Annotated in this window: 15 protein-coding genes and 1 other RNA gene; 4 read left to right on the top strand and 12 right to left on the bottom strand. The window is 32.3% G+C overall.

Features of this window, described 5'->3' with window-relative positions:
* Positions 1–10 precede the first annotated feature (10 nt).
* The 6 genes from JNUCC83_RS01000 to fadE all read right to left on the bottom strand — a co-directional run bounded on the left by JNUCC83_RS01000 (position 11) and on the right by fadE (position 6,501).
* The gene (locus JNUCC83_RS01000; RefSeq protein WP_454460407.1) at positions 11–865 is read right to left on the bottom strand and encodes a 3-hydroxybutyryl-CoA dehydrogenase; all 855 of its coding nucleotides are present in this window, start codon (positions 863–865) and stop codon (positions 11–13) included.
* Positions 866–877: 12 nt separating this feature from the next.
* Positions 878–1,999 carry an acyl-CoA dehydrogenase family protein gene (locus JNUCC83_RS00995; RefSeq protein WP_454460406.1) on the bottom strand — a complete coding sequence of 374 codons (1,122 nt, stop codon included), beginning with the start codon at positions 1,997–1,999 and terminating at the stop codon, positions 878–880.
* A 25-nt stretch (positions 2,000–2,024) separates the two neighbouring features.
* Positions 2,025–3,206 carry an acetyl-CoA C-acetyltransferase gene (locus JNUCC83_RS00990; RefSeq protein WP_454460405.1) on the bottom strand — a complete coding sequence of 394 codons (1,182 nt, stop codon included), beginning with the start codon at positions 3,204–3,206 and terminating at the stop codon, positions 2,025–2,027.
* Between the two features lie 275 nt (positions 3,207–3,481).
* Positions 3,482–4,384, bottom strand: a complete 903-nt coding sequence (locus JNUCC83_RS00985) for a LysR family transcriptional regulator (protein WP_454460404.1) — start codon at positions 4,382–4,384, stop codon at positions 3,482–3,484.
* Positions 4,385–4,598: 214 nt separating this feature from the next.
* On the bottom strand, positions 4,599–5,072 hold the full coding sequence (gene tnpA, locus JNUCC83_RS00980) for an IS200/IS605 family transposase (protein ID WP_454459189.1): 474 nt from the start codon (positions 5,070–5,072) through the stop codon (positions 4,599–4,601).
* A 226-nt stretch (positions 5,073–5,298) separates the two neighbouring features.
* Complete coding sequence (fadE, locus tag JNUCC83_RS00975; RefSeq protein WP_454460403.1) at positions 5,299–6,501, bottom strand: acyl-CoA dehydrogenase FadE; 1,203 nt, start codon at positions 6,499–6,501, stop codon at positions 5,299–5,301.
* 260 nt (positions 6,502–6,761) lie between these two features.
* On the opposite strand from fadE, the gene JNUCC83_RS00970 reads away from it, so the two are divergent.
* Entirely contained in the window at positions 6,762–7,184 is a 423-nt protein-coding gene (locus JNUCC83_RS00970; protein ID WP_079345693.1) for a cupin domain-containing protein, read from the top strand.
* Between the two features lie 81 nt (positions 7,185–7,265).
* On the opposite strand, the gene ffs is transcribed toward JNUCC83_RS00970, so the two are convergent.
* Together ffs and tadA are read right to left on the bottom strand one after the other, a co-directional pair.
* An RNA gene (gene ffs / locus JNUCC83_RS00965) (signal recognition particle sRNA small type) lies at positions 7,266–7,364 on the bottom strand.
* Between the two features lie 7 nt (positions 7,365–7,371).
* Positions 7,372–7,902 (bottom strand): tRNA adenosine(34) deaminase TadA, encoded by a 531-nt coding sequence (gene tadA / locus JNUCC83_RS00960; RefSeq protein WP_454460402.1) that lies wholly within the window; start codon positions 7,900–7,902, stop codon positions 7,372–7,374.
* Positions 7,903–7,984: 82 nt separating this feature from the next.
* Here tadA and JNUCC83_RS00955 point away from each other — a divergent pair, with 82 nt between their 5' ends.
* Positions 7,985–8,845: a helix-turn-helix domain-containing protein gene (locus JNUCC83_RS00955; RefSeq protein ID WP_454460401.1), complete on the top strand. Its 861-nt coding sequence runs from the start codon at positions 7,985–7,987 to the stop codon at positions 8,843–8,845.
* Here JNUCC83_RS00955 and JNUCC83_RS00950 read toward each other — a convergent pair.
* The gene (locus tag JNUCC83_RS00950) at positions 8,842–9,540 is read right to left on the bottom strand and encodes a zinc metallopeptidase (protein ID WP_454460400.1); all 699 of its coding nucleotides are present in this window, start codon (positions 9,538–9,540) and stop codon (positions 8,842–8,844) included. The two genes, JNUCC83_RS00955 and JNUCC83_RS00950, sit on opposite strands and share 4 nt — an antisense overlap.
* A 240-nt stretch (positions 9,541–9,780) precedes the next feature.
* Between JNUCC83_RS00950 and JNUCC83_RS00945 the strand changes: the two genes are divergently transcribed.
* Together JNUCC83_RS00945 and JNUCC83_RS00940 are read left to right on the top strand one after the other, a co-directional pair.
* Positions 9,781–11,286, top strand: a complete 1,506-nt coding sequence (locus JNUCC83_RS00945; protein ID WP_454460399.1) for an AcpB/EbpR/MafR family transcriptional regulator — start codon at positions 9,781–9,783, stop codon at positions 11,284–11,286.
* A 13-nt stretch (positions 11,287–11,299) separates the two neighbouring features.
* On the top strand, positions 11,300–12,478 hold the full coding sequence (locus tag JNUCC83_RS00940; RefSeq protein WP_454460398.1) for a GGDEF domain-containing protein: 1,179 nt from the start codon (positions 11,300–11,302) through the stop codon (positions 12,476–12,478).
* A 40-nt stretch (positions 12,479–12,518) separates the two neighbouring features.
* On the opposite strand, the gene JNUCC83_RS00935 is transcribed toward JNUCC83_RS00940, so the two are convergent.
* Genes JNUCC83_RS00935 through JNUCC83_RS00925 form a run of 3 tightly spaced genes read right to left on the bottom strand, consistent with a single transcriptional unit; the run spans position 12,519 to position 15,198 of the window.
* Positions 12,519–13,514, bottom strand: a complete 996-nt coding sequence (locus JNUCC83_RS00935; RefSeq protein WP_454460397.1) for an ABC transporter ATP-binding protein — start codon at positions 13,512–13,514, stop codon at positions 12,519–12,521.
* A complete protein-coding gene (locus tag JNUCC83_RS00930) occupies positions 13,511–14,374 on the bottom strand; it encodes an ABC transporter permease (protein ID WP_454460396.1) in 864 nt (287 codons plus the stop codon). Before JNUCC83_RS00930 ends, JNUCC83_RS00935 begins: the two co-directional genes overlap by 4 nt.
* The gene (locus JNUCC83_RS00925) at positions 14,371–15,198 is read right to left on the bottom strand and encodes an ABC transporter permease (RefSeq protein ID WP_454460395.1); all 828 of its coding nucleotides are present in this window, start codon (positions 15,196–15,198) and stop codon (positions 14,371–14,373) included. The genes JNUCC83_RS00930 and JNUCC83_RS00925 overlap by 4 nt, the downstream gene beginning before the upstream one ends.
* Positions 15,199–15,200 lie beyond the last annotated feature (2 nt).

Below are 15,200 nucleotides of genomic sequence, written 5' to 3'. Positions count from 1 at the left end.
ATTCCTCCAATTATTTTTTATAGTCGTAAAAGCCTTTACCTGTTTTGTTTCCTAACCAACCAGCTTCTACATATTTTTTAAGTAATGGTGCTGGACGATATTTGGAATCATTAAATCCATCATATAGTACATTCATAATGGCTAAACATGTATCTAATCCAATATAATCCGCTAACGCTAAAGGTCCCATTGGGTGATTTGCACCAAGTGTCATTGATTCATCAATTTCTGCTGCTGTAGCAATTCCTTCACCTAATACGAAAATTGCTTCATTGATCATAGGAATTAAAATACGGTTTACAGCAAATCCTGGTGAGTCTTTAATATCGATTGATACTTTTCTCATTTTACTTGCTACATCAAGAATAGCTTTTGCTGTCTCATCACTTGTAGCTAATCCATGATTAATTTCAACTAATTTCATTAATGGTACTGGATTAAAGAAGTGCATACCTACTACTTTTTCTGGTCTATTTGTGACAGAAGCAATTTCTGTAATTGATAGTGATGACGTATTAGTTGCTAAAATAGCATGTTCTGGAGCTAAAGCATCTAATTGTCTAAAAATATCCAGTTTAATTTTTTTATTTTCTGTTGCTGCTTCAATAATTAAATCAACATGTTTTGCATCTTCATAAGACGTTGATAGAGTAATTCTATCTAAAATTTCTTTCACATCTTCTTCTGTTTTAGAACCACGTTTAACTGATTTTTCTAAAAACCCTTTAATTTTATCCAATCCGTTTTGTGTCGCTGCATCGTTGATGTCATTCATATACACATTGTATCCAACTGTTGCTAAGACTTGAACAATCCCATTACCCATTTGTCCTGCGCCAACAACCATTACATTTTTAATATCCATTTTACTCTTCCTTTACTTTACGTTTTTATTCACCCATGGTTTTGCTATAATACTTCTTAATCGATCTGAAGACGATCCATATATTGCAGTAATTTTTGCATCGCGTACGAATCGTTCAATATCGTTATTTCTCATATAACCGTAACCACCGCTCATATTGATGATACTTTCTGTTGCTTCTATTGCTAAATTTGAAGCTGTCAATTTTGTCATAGCTACCATACGCTCATCTTGTTCCTGACCAGAATTAATCACTTGCATTAATAATGATCTGGCAGAATAAATCCCTGTTTCAATATCGGCTAACTTATATTGTGTGGATGCCATATCAATTAAGCGTTTTCCTAAATTTCTATCATAAGAAACATATTTTAATCCACGATCTAATGCTCCTCCGGCAATACCTAAAGATTGTGCAGCTACTGCCAACCGATTTCTATTTAAAATTGAATAAATTTGCGGTAAGCCATCAACCACACCACCTAAAAGTTGATTATTTGTCAAAACCACATTATCTAGCTCAACACTTGCAACTGGAAGAGCTTTGATACCCATTTTTTCTTCAAGTTCACCGACTTTTAAACCATCTGTTTTTTTGTCGATGATAAAGATTGCATAACCTTGTGTTCCATCTAAAGAGATAGTTTTCGAAGCAATCAACAGCACACTAGCTATCGGGGAATTAGAAATATAATCTTTGTTTCCTGATATAACCCAACCTGTATCTGTTTGTTTTGCAACGGTTTTCATTTCTTCGATTTCACTACCAGTTATTGGTTCATTTAGAGCAAAGCATCCGTAGATATCTCCACGTAATGCTTGTTCTAAATAGCGGTCTTTTTGTTCTTTTGTTCCAAACATTGAAATAGGCCAAGCACAATGACTTTCTTGAGTTAATAAAATACTTCCAAGTGCGGGAAAATTTTTTGAGACTAGGCGAATCACACTTAAGTAATCGTGATAAGTTAAGTCATTTAGGTTTCTATATAAACTTGGTAATATATTCATCTTGAACAAATGACTCATTTGTTCATCAGGAAATTTGTCCACAGTGTCATAATATCTTGCAGCTTTTGCAAGTTCTTTATGAGAGTAATCTGTTACTTTCAATACTAACTCATGTCTTTTATCCATTGTGCTTACTCCTTTATTTCAATAATTAACTACGTTTGACAACTAAAGCGATACCTTGTCCACCACCGATACATAGGGTAGCTAAACCATTTTTCGCATCACGTTTTTTCATTTCATGTAGTAATGAAACTAAGATACGAGCACCACTTGCTCCAATCGGATGACCTAAAGCAATAGCGCCACCATTTACATTAGTGATTTCTTCTTTTAATCCTAATTCTTGAGCCACACTCATTGCTTGAGAGGCAAATGCTTCATTTGATTCAACTAAATCTAAGTCATCCACTGTTAAACCAGCTTTTTCCAATGCTTTTTTCGTTGCAGGAATTGGTCCTGTTCCCATAATTGTTGGATCAACACCAGCTGAAGCATAAGATTCAATAGATGCTAATACTTCTAATCCTAATTCATCGGCTTTTTCGCGAGACATTAACACTAAAATAGCTGCACCATCATTTACTCCAGATGCGTTACCAGCTGTAACAGTACCATCTTTTTTAAATGCAGGACGTAGTTTAGATAATTTTTCCGCTGTTGAACCAAAACGTGGGAATTCATCATCTTTAAAAATAACTGGCTCACCTTTACGTTGAGGGATTTCAATTTCTACGATTTCATCTTTAAAGCGACCAGATGTTACGGCTGCTTCTGCTTTATTTTGGCTTTTTGCTGCAAATTCATCTTGTTGTTCTCTTGTAAAGCCAAATTTTTCAGCAATGTTTTCTGCTGTAATTCCCATATGAATACCATGGAAAGCATCAACTAAACCATCTGATAACATAGTATCGATGACTTTAGCATCACCCATACGTTTTCCCCAACGTTCACTCTCTAAAACATAAGGTGCTTGGCTCATGCTCTCAGTTCCACCAGCAACAACAATATCATTGTCACCTAACATAATTGATTGTGCTGCAAGAACCACTGTTTTTAACCCTGATCCACAAACTTTATTAATTGTGAAAGCAGATTTTTCTTGAGGAATTCCTGCGTTCATCGCCACTTGACGAGAAACATTTTGTCCTAATCCACCAGATAAAACATTTCCTAAAATAACTTCATCAACCATTGATGGGTCTAGGTTAATATCTTTAAGTGAAGCTTCTAACACTTTTTTACCCAATTCCACTGCATCCATATTTTTTAGACTGCCACCAAAACTTCCGATTGGACTTCTTCTTGCTGATACGATTACTACTTCTTTCACTTATATTTCCTCCTATAGCGTCAATTAATAAAGCGCTTCATTTACACTTATTATTTTATCCTTAATTCTACTAAAAATCTAACAAGTAAATATAATTTATACTATTAGTTAAACTAATAGGTTTCCAAACATCTGTTTTAATAACCTTTCAATCAGTTTTTTCACTAAATTGTACCACCTTATCTTTAAATTTAGTTTAACTTTTTATTAATACTCTCTTTGTTACACAAAAAGAACGAAAGCACCATAACTAGCTTTCGTTCTTTTATTATACTTTAAATAATCGGCTGATAAAAATAACTTAAAATAGATTCATATACCTTACTCTCGACCTCTGAATAATTTGATTTAATCGGTCGACATAGCAAAACATTAAAGGGTATTGGATCTTTAAATGGTATTTCTTTAAATAGTGATTTATCCATCGTTCTTTCAATTGGCGAAGGTAACACTGTTACTATTTTAGACTCTTGGGTTGCCTCAACCAAATAATCCCAAGAAGATGACTGAAACATAATTTTAGCTTTACTTTGAATCTCAGTTAATTTATTTCGAACTAGCTCATTTGTCGTAAAACTTTCATTGAACGTGCCAATTGGATAAGGTTCTAAGTCTTCCCAATTAAGTATTTTTTTATAAGCAAGTGGGTGGTCGTGATAAACAAACGCTGTCATTTCATCAATTTGAATAACATGTTCTTCAAACGCTTTAGGATCTAAGCTTGTCGGTTCAATCAAAATGGCATAGTCTAAATCATTTTGAAACAACATTTTTCTTAACTGATTGCTTCCACCTTCGATAATTTCAATTTGAATATCTGGATTGGCTAATGTAAATTTTGGAAAAAATGATGAGAAAAAAATACGCAAAATAAGTGATGGAAGACCAATGCGAATGGTTCCTTTCTGTTTTGCTGCCTCTTTTCTTACCATATCATTCATTTGCTCATGTAATTTCGTAATTTGTTGAGCGTAAGCATACAGTTTTTCTCCACTTGGTGTTAATGAATCCAATCGCCCATTTTTTCGATAAAATAATACTAGTTCCTCATTTGCTTCAAAATTTATAATTAACTGACTCAGTGCTGATTGTGTAATATGAATTTTTTTTGCGGCTAATGACAAGTTACATCCACATTCGACAATATTCATAAAATAATACAACTGCTGAATATCCATACCTTAATCCCCTTTATTTTCCTTTGATTTAAGCATACTCATCCGTCTAAAAAATAGCAACATAAATGCGTTTTTTTACCCAATCAAAACCTCCAGTGAGAACTGGAGGTTTGTTCTTCGGCTGAAAGCCTCTATTACCGGCTTGAGCCTGAAAGGCTCACTGAAACGGTTTCCCTCATGCACCACATTCACTCGCTGATCCTAAAAGGATCTATTATTTCTTTTTATTTTTCTCTCCTGTAAACGGATCATATTCTTCAAATAATGTTAGTTGATCTGCTACATAATCTTCTCGAATTTGATTTCTTATGTATTCCTCAATTTGTTTCTTATTTCGTCCTACTGTATCAACATAGTAACCCCGACACCAAAATTTTCTGTTACCATATCTATATTTCAAATTAGCATGTCTGTCAAAGATCATAAGACTGCTTTTTCCTTTTAAGTAACCTATGAATCCTGAAACACTTAATTTTGGTGGAATACTTACTAACATATGAACATGATCTTTACATGCGCTAGCTTCAATTATTTCAACACCTTTTCGCTCACATAATAACCTTAGTATTTCTCCGATACTTTGTTTGTATTTTCCATAAATAATTTGTCGTCTGTATTTAGGTGCAAAAACTATATGATACTTACATTTCCATGTTGTGTGTGATAAACTTTGATTGTCCTTTTTCATAAGGAGCCTCCTATATGATTGATATTTTGTGGTCGGGAAACCAAATTTATCTTATCATTTTAGGAGGCTTTTTTAATACCACGCTGAAAGCTCTTTAGAACCACCCGCATAGCAGGTGGTTTTCAAAACATATAAAAAAAAAGCTGCTAAATCCATGACTAATTTAGCAGCTTATACTCTATTTAATTCAAAAGTTTATTGATAATTGGAAAATCTCTCGTAGTGATTAAACAAATGCACCTTGTCCTGTTAAGTAACGACCAACGATTAATGCATTGATTTCGTGTGTTCCTTCGTATGAGTAAATTGCCTCACCATCAGCAAAGAAACGAGCAACATCTGTTTCTAATGTGATACCGTTACCACCACATACTTCACGACCAAGAGCAACTGTTTCTCTCATTCTTAAAGCATTATGCATTTTAGCAAGTGCTGAGTTTTCTTCTAAGAATTCACCTTGTTCTTGTAAGTTAGCTAATTGTACTGAATAAGCCATTGTTGCTACAACGTTTGCTTCCATACGAGCTAATTTTTCTTGAACTAATTGGAAAGAAGAAACTTTCTTACCAAATTGGTCACGTTCTTTAACATATTTAAGTGCTGCTTCTAACGAACCATAAGTCATACCCATTGCTAAATGAGCAATATCTGCACGTGTCGCACGTAGAATACGAGCAACATCTTTAAATCCATTAACATTTGCTAAACGAGTGCTATCATCCACTTCAACATCATTTAGGTAAATATGTCCATTTTGTACTTCTCTTAATGCGACTTTATTTTGGATAACATCCACTCTAAGTCCTTCAGATCCACCAGGTACGATGAAACATTTAATTTTGTTATCAGCTTTATCGCGAGCAAAAATTGGTAAAATATCAGCAGTGTTTGCTCCACCAATCCAACGCTTTTCTCCGTTGATAACCCATTTGTCGCCTTTTTTTTCAGCAGTCGTAGCTAAACCACCAGCGATATCTGATCCATGATCTGGTTCAGTTAAACCAAAACATCCTTGCCATTCAAATGATGCTACTTTTGGTGCATAGTGAGCGATTTGTTCTTCACTACCCCCCATTAAGATTGTGTTGTAACATAATCCACCATGAACTGTGTAGAATGTTGCAATTGATGCATCTAATTTAGCTAATTCTAAATAAAGAAAGGCATTATATAATTCACTTGGTTTGCGTTTTCCTTCGCGTCCTTCAAATAATAATGGACTGTTCATTACACCAACTTTAGCAATTTCACCAAAAGCTTCAAATGGAAACTCTGCTTTTTCCCAATGCTCATTAACAACTGGTTTTACTTTTTCTTCTAGAACTTTTCGTAAATTTTTAAGAACAGTGAATTCTCCCTCTGTTAACCCTCTTGAAAAGGCATACAAATCTAACGGATAAAACTCTTTCAATTCTTCTAAATATGACATGTTGTGTTCCTCCAAAAATTTATTTTTTGTTATTTCCTGCTTACAACCAAATAATAATCCGTTTTCACGAACATTGCTACTTAACAAAAATTATGTTAACTATTAGTTTTATTAATACTTTTATAAAACCCTTTCATATCGTTTTTTTTAGTAGAAATCACATCGTTAAATTATAATTATTATTAAATAATATTAATTACTTGAAAACGGATAAATTTATGATATGATTGAGATATAAAATAACATTGGAGGAATAAAAAATGACGTTTGATTTTACTGATAGAGGACAAAAACCTGTTGTAGAAAATGTTGAAGAATGGACTCTAGCTAATGATAACTATCGGACAACTGTATGGACTGGTAAAAAAATGCAGATGACGTTGATGTCAATCCAACCTGGCGATGACATCGGACTTGAAGTACATCATGGTATTGATCAATTTCTACGGATTGAAGAAGGAAAAGGACTTTGTAAGATGGGAGATGCTGAAGATAATTTAACTTTTGTTAAAGAAGTATCTGATGATGATGCGATTTTCGTTCCTGCTGATATGTGGCATAATGTAGAAAATATCGGTGACAAACCTTTAAAACTCTATACATTGTATGCTGGACCTGATCATGTCCCTGGAACGGTTCATAAAACTCATCAAGATGCTATTGATGACCCTAACGAAGACTAAATAATATAACTAATGCCACAGTTTCTAATCGCTGTGGCATTTTATCTATAATCATATTTTAGGTAAAAAAATAGGCTTAAAGCCTAATATAAAATTCAGACACATGGCGGCACCAACTTAGTGCTGCTTCCTTCCAGATCTGACACGCTTCATCAGCCCACCATTGTCCTAGCCATAACGGCAAATATTATTGTACAATATTTTTATTTAAATTACTAGTCTTTTTTTCTTCTTTCTTCTTTTTTCGAATGTTTCTAAAAAATTCAGTCAAGATACTGGCGCATTCATTTTCTAAAATCCCTGATTCTACATAACAAAAATGATTAAACCTAGTATCTTGCAATAAATTCATTAACGAACCGACTGTTCCACCTTTTGGATCCATGGCGCCAAAAAATACTTGATCAATTCGAGATAGTAAAATAGCTCCACTGCACATAGGACAGGGTTCCAATGTGACAAACAAATGAGCTTTTTCTAAACGCCAACTACCAACTGCTCGATTTGCTTCTCTAATTGCTATCATTTCAGCATGTGTCGTTGAATCTTGCGAAAATTCTCGCACATTGTGACCTCTTCCAATAATTTCACCTTCTAAAACAACCACTGCACCAATTGGGACTTCACCCATTAATTCTGCTTTTTTGGCTTCTAATAAAGCCTCTTTCATAAATATATTTTTTTCTTCTTCAGATAAATTGACATCTCTTAACAACATTTTTAACTCCTCTTTAAAAAAATGTTTTTGATTCCTCTTTTATGATAAAATAGCTTTAATAAAAAATAAAGGGTGACTTCATTTGAATCAGCAAACTCTTCAATCTTTATTTCCTAAAGGCAAAATAAAATCAACCAATAAAACGACTGGCAATGATTTAGTTATTTCAGTAGAGCAAGGATATTTCCATATACCAAAGCACGACCTTTCAGAACGAGAAATATCTCTCATCACGGAACTACTAATTAATAAACAACCAACCAAAATAAATAAAACAAGTATTTGGTATGACATGTTGTTTAATAATGCTAAACTTCCAGCTAGTAATAACTATTTTAGAGTGATTCAAATAAAACTAAGAAATAAAAATGAAAACCGTCAAGAATGGTTAACTCATTTTTCCAAGTTATTAGATTTTGTCGTAGACTATTTTTTCATTGATGAGACAACCGCTATTCTCATAGAACAGAAAACACCTATCCTTAATAATAAAAATGATATCCAGTCTATTCTTTTGACACTTGAAATAGAGTTTTTTATTCAATCAACTGTTTTTTTAGGACAGTTCAACTTGATTTCACCATCATTTATTGAATGTTTTAATGAAGAACAAGCGATATTTAATACCTTTTATAAAGAATACCATACCAATCAAGTCTTTACCTTTTCTGATGTTGCTCTCAAGTATCTCACAAAAAAAGCCATTAAGGATAGTTCCTTAATGACTAATCTATCTCAACGTATGACACTAGATGATGATACGGTACAAGTGATTAAAACTTTATGGGGTGAACAGGGTAACATTACATCAAGCGCAAAGTTATTATATGTTCACCGAAACACCTTGCAATACAAACTAGATAAATTTTCAGAACAAACAGGTATTTCTCTTAAAAATATGACAGAATTGACACTCTGTTATCTCTTGATTCTTTCTCTCTAGTTTCTGTTATTATTTCCAAATAATAGAAACAATCGAATCACTTGGAGTAATGAGGCCACCGCTGCAGCAACATAGGTTAATGCAGCTGCCGTTAACACTTTTCTTGCCATGAGTAATTCATCTTCTTCTAAAATATGATGCTCACTTAATATAGCAAGAGCTCGTCGTGATGCGTTAAATTCAACAGGTAATGTCACCACTTGAAATAAGAATGTTAAAGCAAAGCACCATAGACCAATTGTCACTAAAACTGGTGTGCTACTAAAAAATATAGCACCAATTAAAATTAATGGAATGGATATCTTAGAACCAAAATTTACAACTGGAACAAGAGCTATCCTCAATTTAAGTGGCGCGTAATGTTTTTGATCTTGAACAGCATGACCACACTCATGAGCTGCTACACCAATTGCTGCTACAGACCTTGAATCTGCTACAGTTTGCGATAAACTCAATATTTTCGTGCTAGAATTATAATTATCTGTTAAATCACCAGAAATTTGTTGCACGCCTACATTATGTATACCAGAATCTTGCAATATCAAACGAGCCACATCTGTCGCTGTATAGCCTTTTTTATTCATAATTTTGTCAAATTTTCGGTAAGTACTATTCACGTAGCTAGATGCTGCCATTGAAATAAGTATTCCGATAATCACTAAAATATATGTACTATCAAAAAATGGATAAAACATTCTTTTTCCTCCTTATCGTCTTATTACTACAATTGTAACAGATTTTATAAAAAACGTTTATAAATTACATCAAAAAAATAACGAATACTATTTAATTAATCGTGTTTTAATAAATTCTTAATGTTCCACTACTTCATTTTGGTTAAGTAGATTTTTTATACAAAATAAGGTATCTTTATAGAGTAAGATTATGCAACTTTGCGAAACTATATAGGCACTTTTTATGAAAGGAATACATCTATGCGTGAACTTCTTGATACACCTACTCAGCGTAGACTTCATATTTTGGAACAATTGAATGAAGTTTCTGACTGGATTAGTTCTAACGAATTAGCAAAAAGTAATAAAGCATCGTTAAGAACAATAAATAACGATGTGAGTTATCTAAAAGAAAATTGGTACCCACATCTATTAATTGAAACGTCTAAAAAAAATGGCGTTCGTCTTCAAACACAGCCGAGTAGCCACATAGAGGTGGTTTACCGCTATGTCTTAAAAAACTCTGAAGCTTTTCGATTAATTGAAAGTGTCTTTTTTGATACCACTTTGAGTATTGAAAAATGGGGAGAAAAATTATTTATTAGCGAATCTTCTTTGTACAGAATAACAAGCGATATATCAAAATCTTTAAGTAAATATGGCCTAACGCTGGAAAAAAAGCCTTGTCGTGTCATTGGGAAAGATGAATTTTTTGTTCGTTTTTTCTATACAAATTATTTTTTTGAAGCTTATCAAATAAATGACTGGCCTTTTCCTTCTGATAAAAAGAAATCCATACAATTTATCCAAAATATTGTTGATTATTTTAATGAAGATGTTTCTGAAAAGGATATTCTACTGATTAGCTATATTCTTTGCATCTCTTTAACAAGACAAAGCCAAGGCTATTTTGTTGAAGGTTACAATAAAAGTATCTTTACTAAAAAAATGTATCAGTCCATTGATAAAAACTCAGATATATTGTCTGATATCACAGAACAATATGGCCTTATTGTAAACGATCAGCTCATTTATGATTTAATGTTTTCACTATACTACCATTTGATTAATTGGCATTCAGAAGAAGAGTACTTGCACATTACAAAAGAGATAAAAAACTTAATGAAAAATATTCGCAATGTGTTTGACTTTACTCTTACCAATCAATTATCTGACAAAATTGAAAACTCAATGAAACATATTTATTTACAACATACAATCTATCCTTATTCAAACTATATTATTTTTAATAAAAGCTTCTATAATGCCATTGCTATCAAAAAGCTTTTCCCTACAATGGCGATTGTAATTGAACAAGAATTAATCAAACTTGAAAAAAATACGAATTTTCCTTGGCACACAGACTACTTTTATGAGGTTCTGTGCACAATGATGATTCAATGGACAGATTTGCCGACTCTACTAGAAAATAAAAAACAAAAAGCTAAAATTCTTGTAATGAGTAGCTTAGGACATGATCATTCAGATTTTCTATCAAAAATGATTCAAAAAAACTTTGATAATAAAGCAATCATTGAACCTTATAATCAGTCTGTTATCTTTATTGAAGATGTTCCAAAAGAGTTTTTCCAAGGGTTTGATATTATTGTTAGTACTTTTGATTCAGACTTACTACCACAAGATAAACTCGTCGTAATCGATGATATTCCTTCTAATTCTGATTGGGGAACCATTCGACGGGCCATTAATAACACTCATCAATTAGACGAAAAAGTTATTACTTACTTAAATAATACGTATTACTAGGGGTTTATTCACTATGCTTAATTTTGTTAATGCAATTTTGATTAACTTATCGATCATCGTCAGTACATCATTAACCTTATATTTCTTATCTATTGGTCAATCTCTCAAAGATAGCAAGATTGATTCAGACTTTATTAATCAATCTGGAACGTTTTCTTTGACTAGAACGCACCAATTATTTTTAGGTATCATAGTCGGTATTCTTTGTTTTTTCATTTCTTTAAATAAAATTCCTATTCCATTTTATGGGAATGCCACTGTAGATGTAAGATACTTACCTATCTTTTTTTCCATTTATTATGGTTCAGTTTTGATTGGTGTTGCAAATGGCGCAACATTAATTAGTTTAAAGTTAATTCAATATACCATCAGAGGGGCTTTTGCTTACGAGTATTTTAACAACATTTTTTTAACTTTCTCTCTCGTTTTTTTAGCCTCCCTCATAAAAAAACAGCATTTTTCTCAGAAAAAGGCTGTTTTTACGTTTTTATTCGTTGCCTTGTTCATTCGCCTATTTACATTCTCTATTATTTTTTATCCTATCTGGCGATTTGATAATTTCATAAATTTAATAACTTATGTCACTATATTTTCTTTAGTTTTCCTTTTCACTGCTTGGTTAATTGACACATCTATTTGCATTTCAAAAACGATACATGTCTACAGAACATCATCAATTTATGATCATTTAACAAAATTATATAATAAGGAATCTTTTTACTTTTTCTTAGATCATATTTATTCAGATTTATTAATCAACGATTCTCCTTGCGGCATTGCCATTTTAGATATTGATAATTTTAAAGCAATCAATGACAACTATGGTCATTTAGCTGGGGATCATGTATTAATTCATGTATCAAAACTGCTAATTGGTGATAAAACACCTGTAGAATCACCTAGAATATGTCGAATCGGTGGTGATGAGTTCGCTATGATTTTTAAATCACCTATTGATAATCCAGAAAAATTTATACAAAACAAACTACATGAAATCAATCAATTTCCTTGTCTATTTGAAAATCAGGCTATCTCTATTGAATTATCATGTGGCCTAGCTATTATTGAAAAAAAACACTTTTCAAACGCTTCTATTAGTACAGATGAGTTATTCACCTTAGCAGATGAGGCATTATACAAAGCAAAAAGAAATGGTAAAAATCAACTAACGGTAATACATCATGATATTTAAAAAAGTCTAAAACTGACATAATAATCAGCTTTAGACTTTTTTACTTAATTCCTAATAAATCCTTTTGTTGAATATACAATATTTCGATATGTTCGATATTATTATTTTCATCGTTATTTAATCTATCAACAAATATTGTTTGATTTTCTCCTGTTTTAAATTGATATCTAATGACGTTTCCTAACACTATCTGGTTTTCAAAATCAACTGGAATACCAATACTATCCGGCATAGCATCAAAACTGATAACCTCAGGCCTAGCAAAATATTTTTTGTACTGATTCGTTCCTATCTGGCCTATTAAATCACTAGAGGGTATTTTATTATAATCTCCTATAAATTCAGCTACAAATTGACTTTGAGGTTTTGTATACAGTTCATTTGGTGATGAAGCTTGCTCCAATTCCCCTTCTGATAATACGTAAATCCTGTCACTAATCCTCATAGCTTCCTCTTGATCATGTGTCACAAAAATCATTGTAATACCAAGTTCTTGTTGTATCGATCTAATTTCCAGTTGAAGTTGTTTTCTGATTCTTGCATCTAATGCACTTAGAGGTTCATCCAATAATAATAATTTTGGTTCAACAACTAGCGCCCTTGCCAAAGCGACACGTTGTTGCTGACCTCCAGAAAGTTGTGTAACATAACGCTTAGAAAACTCTTCTAATTCTACTAATCCTAATATTTTGTTAACCTTTTCCTCAATTATTTTTTTATCTAATTTTTTTACTTTTAACCCAAAAGCCACATTCTCATATACTGTCATAGTGGGAAATAACGCGTATTGTTGAAATACCATTCCAATTTGACGCTCTCGACTTTGTCTATCTTGAATTTCCTCTCCATCAAGAAAAATTTTCCCAGATTTTGGTTGTTCCAATCCTGCAATTGCACGAAGTAAGGTTGATTTTCCACAACCACTAGGTCCAAGAAGCGTTACTAATTCACCTTTTCCTACCGATAATGAAACATTATTTAAAACTAATTTATCATCAAAGGATAATGATAAATCCTCAACGACTAGATAACTCATGCATTTCCCTCCTCTACTATTGTATTGATTGCTTCTTTATTTATGATGCCTTGTTGTTGAGTTTTGAGATGACTTTCATTATTTTTTTTCTTATTAGATAATCTATAGATAATTATTCCCATTAAAAAAATCATGATAAAGTAACACACCATTACTGCACTCGCTAAATGACCATTTTCATTCATTCTTCTTAACATATAAATTCTCAAAGTTTCAAATCTGCCACCAATTAATAAATTAGTTAAAACGTACTCACCAAACACACCCGAAAATACCATGATACTTGATAACACAATCCCAACTCTTAAATTTGGCAGAACTACTCTAAAAATTACTGTTATTGTATTTGCTCCTAGCATATGGCCTGCTTCAATTAATTGTTTCGCATTAATTGCTTGTAAACTATTTCTAATTCCCATATACATAATCGGAGAAATAAAAAGTGCCCCACATAAAACTATAAACATAGATATTCCTGTTTTAGAGTAAGTTTTCAATAAAGCTGTTACTAAGATGACTCCTGGAATAGCATAAGGTAACAAAGAAATAGATTGCATCATTCTATCCAGTCTTGGATAGTACAAATAAATTATTACAACACTTGGTATCATAACAATCAGAATACTTGATAAAACGATAATTGATAATAATAATGACCGAGCAATTGATTGAAAAAAAGCCGTATCTTGAAATAGTATCTTGAACCACTTTATTGTGAAATCATTAGGTAAAATTGATTTGCCCCATTCATCTCCAAAAGCATAAACGCATGTCATAATCAATGGCGTTAAATAATATATTGCTAAAATAGCAATAATAACATATGAAAAAATACGATGTTTTTTTAGTGTCTGTTTCATGCCAAATCCTTTCTGAATTTCTTCATTGAATACTGAGAAATAAAAATAACAATTATCATACTTAATACAAACAACACTGACAATGCACTACCCACATTTGGTTTAGCATATACATCTCCTGCTACTACAGAAGCTATTCTAGTCGTTATTAAGCCCACATTACTACTAACTAAAGCATAAGCTGTCTCGTACGTTCCCATGCCATTAGCAAATAGAATAGCAAATGTGCCACTTATTGTAGGGACTAAAAACGGAAATACAACTTTTCTCAAATAATAAAATGTTGGTGCGCCTAACATCTCTGCACTTTCCTGCCATTCTTTTTTTACTTTCCTCATAACAGGATATATAAATAATGTAGCTAATGGAATCTGAAAATACGTATACGTTAAAACCAATCCCTTCCATGTATATAAATCAAACTTATTTAACAGTGGAAAAATTAATTTTAATAAACCTGAATTTCCTAAAATAATAATAAAACCAAAAGCTAATGGTATTCCTGCGAAATTAGCAGCTAAATTAGAAAATAATGTCAGTTTTTCTTGAGTTTTATCAGACAATCCTACTAAAGCATATGAAAATAGAAGTGCTCCTATAATTCCTACAACACTCGAACCTAAGGCTATGACTATGCTATTTCCAAAAGCTTGATAATAATATGGGTTAGTAATAGCTTGAATATAGTTATCCAAACTAAATTTTTGCGTAACATCTAATTGAAAACTAGATACAAGCATAAAAATAAGAGGTACGAATAAAAACATTGCTGCAATAATGAACAGTGGAAGGAGGCCCATCCACTGTTTATTCACTTTTTTCATAT

The organism is Vagococcus sp. JNUCC 83 (assembly GCF_053667615.1).
The sequence above is the reverse complement of the archived record's forward strand: the minus strand, read 5'-3'. Positions and strand labels throughout refer to the sequence as shown.

Bases quoted from the DNA above. Each gene is read 5' to 3' on its own strand.
- JNUCC83_RS01000 (WP_454460407.1), bottom strand. From the start codon at position 865: ATGGATATTAAAAATGTAATGGTTGTTGGCGCAGGACAAATGGGTAAT.
- JNUCC83_RS00985 (WP_454460404.1), bottom strand. From the start codon at position 4,384: ATGGATATTCAGCAGTTGTATTATTTTATGAATATTGTCGAATGTGGA.
- fadE (WP_454460403.1), bottom strand. From the start codon at position 6,501: ATGTCATATTTAGAAGAATTGAAAGAGTTTTATCCGTTAGATTTGTAT.
- JNUCC83_RS00925 (WP_454460395.1), bottom strand. From the start codon at position 15,198: ATGAAAAAAGTGAATAAACAGTGGATGGGCCTCCTTCCACTGTTCATT.
- JNUCC83_RS00945 (WP_454460399.1), top strand. From the start codon at position 9,781: ATGCGTGAACTTCTTGATACACCTACTCAGCGTAGACTTCATATTTTG.
- tnpA (WP_454459189.1), bottom strand. From the start codon at position 5,072: ATGAAAAAGGACAATCAAAGTTTATCACACACAACATGGAAATGTAAG.
- JNUCC83_RS00930 (WP_454460396.1), bottom strand. From the start codon at position 14,374: ATGAAACAGACACTAAAAAAACATCGTATTTTTTCATATGTTATTATT.
- JNUCC83_RS00995 (WP_454460406.1), bottom strand. From the start codon at position 1,999: ATGGATAAAAGACATGAGTTAGTATTGAAAGTAACAGATTACTCTCAT.
- JNUCC83_RS00935 (WP_454460397.1), bottom strand. From the start codon at position 13,514: ATGAGTTATCTAGTCGTTGAGGATTTATCATTATCCTTTGATGATAAA.
- JNUCC83_RS00940 (WP_454460398.1), top strand. From the start codon at position 11,300: ATGCTTAATTTTGTTAATGCAATTTTGATTAACTTATCGATCATCGTC.
- tadA (WP_454460402.1), bottom strand. From the start codon at position 7,902: ATGTTGTTAAGAGATGTCAATTTATCTGAAGAAGAAAAAAATATATTT.
- JNUCC83_RS00950 (WP_454460400.1), bottom strand. From the start codon at position 9,540: ATGTTTTATCCATTTTTTGATAGTACATATATTTTAGTGATTATCGGA.
- JNUCC83_RS00970 (WP_079345693.1), top strand. From the start codon at position 6,762: ATGACGTTTGATTTTACTGATAGAGGACAAAAACCTGTTGTAGAAAAT.